Below are 6210 nucleotides of genomic sequence, written 5' to 3' on the forward strand. Positions count from 1 at the left end.
TGTTGTCGGGTCCGAGTTCGGCGGCGGCGACTTGGGTCATGCCGCGTACTGCGAACTTGGTGCCGGAGTAGCAGATGAACTCCGGCATGCCGCGTAGTGCGGAGCCGGATGCGACGTTGATGATGCTGCCGTGTCCGGCGCGGCGCATCGGGGCGATGACTGCTCGCATGCCGAGGAGCACGCCGCGTTGGTTGATGCGGACCATGGCGTCGAAGTCCTCCCAGAGGAATTCGTCGATGGCGCCGGCGCGGGAGATGCCGGCGTTGTTGACTAGGACGTCGACGCCGCCGTAGGTCGTGACGACGTGGTGGAGGAGTTGGTCCCAGTCGGCGTGGGCGCCGACGTCGTGGTGGAGGTACTCCGCGCGATCGCCGAGCTGGTCGGCGATGGCCTTGCCGTCGTCGTCGAGGACGTCGGTGAGGATGACGCGCGCCCCTTCGCCGACGAACCGTGCCGCCTCGGCGGCGCCCTGACCGCGAGCGGCCCCGGTGACGATCGCGACCTTGCCTGCGAGCCGTGAGCCGGTCACGTTTGCCGTCCGATCAACTGCCGCTTCAACCCCTCGACGTCGTGCAGGTTCGACATCTGCACGAAGCGCCCGTTGCGGACCTGGTAGAGGGCGTATTCGACGATCTCGAACGAGCCACCCGTGGGAGAGACGCCGAGCCACTCCTTGACGGGTGTACCCCGGTTGATCAGCCGCACGGCCAGACGGCTGCCGTTGACGAGCAGTTCCGTCACTTCCCAACGGAAGTCCGGTACCGCGTCGACGATTCCCTTGAGGTCCGCGACGACGGCCTCGCGCGTACCCGGCTCACCGTGGTGCGAGGTCTCGTCGTCGATGAACTCGTACATCAGGTCGAACTCGTGAGCGTTGAGCATCTCGATGTACAGCCGGTAGAAGTCGCGAAGGTCGATGTCGGACATGACTACGACGCTGCTCCATCTTCGCCCGCGCCGGTTCGTCGTTCCGCTCTGCAGAACGCGATCCGTGTGATCGGTGACACATGGCTACCGTCTGGCGAAGGAAGTCGGATTGTCGAGCTTTCGGCTATCCGCCAACGGATTTGGAGGAACGAGTGTGAGAGCGAAATGGGCCGGACTGCGCGCACACCGGTGGCGGATCCGAGCGCTCTGGCTGGCGAGCTTGGTGGTCGCGCTGTCGTTGACGGGGTGCACGACGGATGCGGGTGGCGCCACCAGCTCGGGTGCGGCGTCGGTGAAGCTCGACGCGATGAACGAGGTGACCACCTTTACCGGGCCCACTGAGGCGTTCACGCCGGTGCCCGGCAAGCACATCATGATCCTGGCCTGCGGCAACCTGGGCCGAGCGTGTATCCGCCTCGCCGATGGCGCGAAGGAGGCAGCCGAGGCGATGGGCTGGACGGCCGACGTCATCGACGGCCGGCTGGACCCGACGGTGTGGACCCGCGCGGTCAAGCAGGCCGTCGACGCCGGAGCCGACGGGATCATCGACGTCTCGGGCGATCCGAATCTGATGGGCGAGGCGATGGCCGCGGTGCAGGCCAAGGACGTGCCCTTCGTGATGATGATGCAGACCCCCAAGAAGGGCGACCTTCCTGGTGTCGACAGTTGGGTTCGGCCGGATGCCACGAAGGGCGGCAACGACATTGGCACCTGGATCACGGGTGATTCGGCGGGGGCGGGCAGCGTGCTCGTCATCGATGCGCCGGAGTACGCCGACATCATGATGCGCAATGACGCGGTGGTCGACACGCTCGGCAAGCAGTGCGCGGGGTGCACCGTTCATCGGGTCAGCATCTCCGCGCAGACCATGGGGACCAGCCTGGCGCCGACGGTGACGTCGCAGTTGCAGCAACACCCGGACGTGACTTACGTGTGGTCGCCCGACGATGCGTACTCCAACTTCGTCGCGCAGGGCATTCAACAGGCAGGCAAGTCGACCAGCGTCAAGCTGGTGTCGGGTGCGGGTGAGCCGGAGGCGTTCGACCGGATCAAGAACGGTAATCAGGCAGCGGACCTGGCCACCCCCAACAACTATGCCGGCTGGCTCGCCGCCGACACCCTGGCGCGGGTCATCTCCGGACAACCCGTCCAGGAGCTGTGGGACGTCCCGCAGCGGTTCTTCACCGCGGCGAATCTCGGCGACGGCGACTTCGCGTCGGGGTGGGACGTCGAGTTCGACTACAAGTCCGTCTTCAAGAAGATGTGGAGCACGTCATGAGCGGGCGCATCCGGTCGATCGGCTTGGCCGCCATGGTCGTTGCGATGTCGTTGACCGCGTGCACGACGGACGCGGGCGGGGCGAGCAACTCGGGTGCGGCCGACAAGGTGAAGCTGGACTCGATGAACGCGGTGACGACGTTCCAGGGGCCCACCGAGGCCTTCACCCCGGCCCCTGGCAAGCACATCATGATCCTGGTCTGCGGCAACGTCGGTCTGGGCTGCGTCCGCACGGGTGGGGCCGCCAAGGAGGCCGCCGAGGCGATGGGCTGGACGGCCGACGTCATCGACGGCCGGTTGGACCCGACGGTGTGGAACCGGGCGGTCAAGCAGGCCGTCGACTCCGATGTCGACGGCATCATCTCCGTTGGAGCCAACCCAAACTTGATGGGTGAGGGGATGGCTGCGGTAGCGGCGAAGGACGTCCCGTTCGTGATCACCTCGCAGAGTCCCCAGAAGGGCGATCTGCCCGGTGTGGACAGCTGGATCCGTCCGGACGCGGTCAAGGGCGGCAACGACATTGGGACGTGGATCGCGGGTGATTCGGACGGTGCGGGCAATGTGCTCGTCATCGACACCCCGGAGTACGCCGACAGCATGATGCGCAACGATTCGATCGCCAATACCCTGCAGCGTGACTGCGGCGGCTGCACCGTCCAACGCCTCGCCATCTCGACCCAGACGATGGGGACCAGCCTGGCTCAGACGGTGACGTCGCAGTTGCAACAGCACCCGGACCTGACCTACGTGTGGTCACCCGACGATGCGTTGTCGAACTTCGTCGCCCAGGGCATTCAGCAGGCAGGCAAGTCGACCAGCGTCAAGCTGGTGTCGGGTGCCGGTGCTCCCGAGGCACTTGCGCGCCTCCAAAGCGGGCTGCAGGCAGCCGATCTCGCCACCCCCGATACGTATCTGGGGTGGCTCGCCGCCGACAGTCTCGCCCGAGTCATCTCCGGACAACCGGTCCAGGAGGTCGTCGACGTCCCGCAGCGGTTCTTCACCGCGGCCAACATCAACGACGGCGCAGCCGAAATCAGCAAGGTGGGTTGGAACATGGAATTCGATTACAAGTCCGTCTTCAAGAAGCTATGGGGCGTGAAATGAGCGTGTCGACACACAGCGAGTCAACGGTCGTGTCCTCCGATGTCATGGAGCGAAAGAGCCGCTCCGGCAGGGCAAGCGAAGTCTTCTCGCAGTACTCGCTGATCGGGGTGCTGGTACTGCTGTGCGTGATCTTCAGTCTGTGGAACCCGAAGGTCTTCGCCACCGCACCCAACGTTCAGACGATCCTGTTGCAGCAGGCGACGGTGGGGTTGGTCGCCCTGGCGGTCATGGTGCCGCTGGTGGCGGGACAGTTCGACCTGTCGACCGGCTTTCAGTTCGGCCTGACGCAAAGCCTGTGCGCATTGTTGGTGATCCGGCAGGGGTGGAACCCGCTCGCCGCGATCGTCGTCGTGCTCGCCGTGGGGATCTTGATGGGCGTGATCAACGGTCAACTGATCACGCGACTCAACCTGCCGTCGTTCACCACTACCTTGGGCACTGGCTTGGTGATTCTCGGCGTCAGTGAGTTCCTGACCCAGAACCAGGTGATCGCCGGCGCAGCGCCGCAGTGGTTCCTGAACATGGGCCGGGGGAGGCTGGCGGGGATTCCGCTGCCGTTCGTGTACCTGGCGCTCGTCGCGATCGTGTTGTACGTATTGCTGGAGCTCACGGTGTGGGGCCGCCGCGCCTATGCCGTCGGTGCGAATCCGACAGCTGCCCGGCTGTCCGGAATCTCCACCGACGGGCTCGTGCGTCAGTCGTTCATCGTGACGGGCGCGTTGTGCGCGCTGGCTGGGTGCATCTCGGTGACCAGCCTTGGCGGCTCGTCGCCGGTCATCGGACTCGGTTCGCTACTACCGGCTTTCGCCGCTGCCTTCCTCGGGGCGACCTGCATCCGGCCGGGCAAGTACAACGTCGCAGGCACGGTGATCGCGGTGTACGTCATCGGGGTCGGGATCATCGGGCTGCAGCAGAAGGGTGCCGACGTCTTCGTGCAGGACCTCTTCAACGGAGGCGCGCTCCTCATCGCCGTCATCGTCGCCACCCTGGCCCGACGCCGACGGACAGCAGGCTGAGCTCGTGACCTCCGCCGCTTCACTTTCGCAGCTCACAAGGAGAGCCCTGATGTACATGGTCGTTCCCAGCATGTTCGTTCCCGCCGTGACACTGGCCGCCGCCAAGCCGCAGGACCCGGTGCCTCACCCCACCATCCTCGCGCGGCTCGCGCTGCTCCTGGGCTGGCGGTGATCACCGTGGCGACGGAATCGAGTGGCGTGCCCCCAGCGCTGAGCTTCGTGGGCATGACGAAGAGCTTCGGCCCGGCGAAGGTGTTGCGGGACGTGTCCTTTGACGTCGAACCCGGCGAGATCCACGGTCTGCTCGGGACGAACGGAGCGGGCAAGTCGACACTGATCAAGATCCTGGCAGGCATCTATCAGCAGGACGAGGGCACCATCTCGGTACAGGGCCAGGAGCTTCCCGCCGGTCACGATCCCGCGGCGGCGAAAGCCGCGGGCATCGCGTTCGTCCATCAGGATCTGGGGCTGGTCGAGGACATCAGCGTCGCCGACAACGTCGGCCTCCACATCGGTTTCGAGAAGAGGCGTGGCCTGGTCAGCGCTCGGGATACCTCGGCGAAGGTGGCGCGGGTGCTGGACAAGGTGGGGGCCGAATTCTCGCCCGAGCGGCTGGTCAATTCGCTGTCCAGGGACGAGCAGGTGCTGTGCGCCCTGGCCAGGGCGCTTGCCCTCGATCCTCAGATCGTGATCCTCGACGAGGTCAGTGCCAGCTTGCCGGGGCCCGAGATGCAGCGCCTCGCCACGTCACTGCGCGCGATGCGCCGCACGGGTGTCGCCTTCATCTACGTCACCCACCGACTCGACGAACTCGCGAACCTGGTCGACAGGGTCACGGTCCTACGGGACGGTTCCAGAGTGGTGACGGCGCCGGTCGCCGAGCTCACTCACGCCGAGTTGGTCAGGCACATCGTCGGCGCGGAACCCATTGCGGCGCATCCTCACCCGCTCCCACGCGTTGCGGACGCCGCCAAGTCCTCGACCCCGCACCTGGTGGTCAGCGGTCTGACGACCGCGGAGCTCCCCGAGCCCATCTCCTTCGAGGTGAGGGCCGGTGAGGTACTCGGCATCTGCGGGCTCGTCGGCAGTGGCACCCGCGAGCTGGCCCGGGTTCTCGGCGGCAACCAGCAACCGACCGGCGGCACGGCAACGTTGAAGGGCGCGCCGCTGCGACTCGGCAAGCCGGAGAGCCTGATCAAGAGCAAGTGCACCGTCGTGCCGGGGGACCGGCAGCGGGAGGGCATCCTGACGGGCCTGGGCATCCGGGAGAACCTCTTGCCGACGCGGCGCGACTTCGGCGCCTGGACGCGGCTGGGTCTTCGTCAGCCGAGGCGAGAGACCAACGCGGTCCGCGAGGTCACCGAACGCTTCACCGTCGTGCCGAGAGACCTACCCGACCGTGACGTGTCCGAGCTGAGCGGCGGAAATCAACAGAAGCTGGTCTTCGCCCGGGCGCTCGGCGACCGCCCCGACGTCGCCGTCCTCGAAGATCCCACGGCTGGGGTCGACGTCGGTTCGCGCGCAGTGCTTTACGAGCTGATGCACGACTCCGCTCAGGCCGGGACAGCAGTGATTCTCATCAGCACCGACTTCGAGGAGGTCGCCGCGCAATCGCACCGGGTGTTGGTGATGTCCCACGGTCGGGTCGTGACCGAGTTCGCCGATACCGACCGGCCGAACGCCGACATGCTCGCCGAGGCCAGCTACGCCAGCGCTTACGGCGCCTAGCGGCAAATGGCGCTGACCCCTTTTAGAAGGGTGGGGGGTTGTGTTGGTCGAGGTGTTGGTTGCGGTGGCGTTCGGTGGTGATGGTGGCGTGGTGTTGTTGGGCGCGGGTGCGTTGGCGTAGGGGCATGGTGAGTTCGCGGCCGGGGGTGAGTTCGCG

The 6210-nt window shown here is 66.2% G+C and carries 7 protein-coding genes; 5 read left to right on the plus strand and 2 right to left on the minus strand.

Annotated features, from left to right (window positions below):
* Positions 1-529: SDR family NAD(P)-dependent oxidoreductase (locus ABW137_RS19305; RefSeq protein ID WP_526402900.1), on the minus strand; the 529-nt coding region annotated here is incomplete at its 3' end.
* Positions 526-927 (minus strand): ester cyclase, encoded by a 402-nt coding sequence (locus ABW137_RS19310; RefSeq protein ID WP_526402901.1) that lies wholly within the window; start codon positions 925-927, stop codon positions 526-528. The genes ABW137_RS19305 and ABW137_RS19310, both read right to left, overlap by 4 nt.
* Before the next feature lie 154 nt (positions 928-1081).
* Here ABW137_RS19310 and ABW137_RS19315 point away from each other — a divergent pair, with 154 nt between their 5' ends.
* The 5 genes from ABW137_RS19315 to ABW137_RS19335 are packed head-to-tail and all read left to right on the plus strand — an operon-like array spanning position 1082 to position 6053.
* A complete protein-coding gene (locus ABW137_RS19315) occupies positions 1082-2206 on the plus strand; it encodes a sugar ABC transporter substrate-binding protein (RefSeq protein WP_526402903.1) in 1125 nt (374 codons plus the stop codon).
* Positions 2203-3309: a sugar ABC transporter substrate-binding protein gene (locus ABW137_RS19320; RefSeq protein WP_526402905.1), complete on the plus strand. Its 1107-nt coding sequence runs from the start codon at positions 2203-2205 to the stop codon at positions 3307-3309. The genes ABW137_RS19315 and ABW137_RS19320 overlap by 4 nt, the downstream gene beginning before the upstream one ends.
* The gene (locus tag ABW137_RS19325) at positions 3306-4325 is read left to right on the plus strand and encodes an ABC transporter permease (RefSeq protein ID WP_526402907.1); all 1020 of its coding nucleotides are present in this window, start codon (positions 3306-3308) and stop codon (positions 4323-4325) included. Before ABW137_RS19320 ends, ABW137_RS19325 begins: the two co-directional genes overlap by 4 nt.
* Before the next feature lie 49 nt (positions 4326-4374).
* A complete protein-coding gene (locus ABW137_RS19330) occupies positions 4375-4497 on the plus strand; it encodes a hypothetical protein (RefSeq protein WP_526402909.1) in 123 nt (40 codons plus the stop codon).
* A gap of 5 nt (positions 4498-4502) precedes the next feature.
* On the plus strand, positions 4503-6053 hold the full coding sequence (locus ABW137_RS19335) for a sugar ABC transporter ATP-binding protein (protein WP_526402911.1): 1551 nt from the start codon (positions 4503-4505) through the stop codon (positions 6051-6053).
* Positions 6054-6210: the final 157 nt, after the last annotated feature.

The sequence above is a fragment of the Mycobacterium sp. genome, assembly GCF_040509115.1.
Lineage (GTDB): Bacteria > Actinomycetota > Actinomycetes > Mycobacteriales > Mycobacteriaceae > Mycobacterium.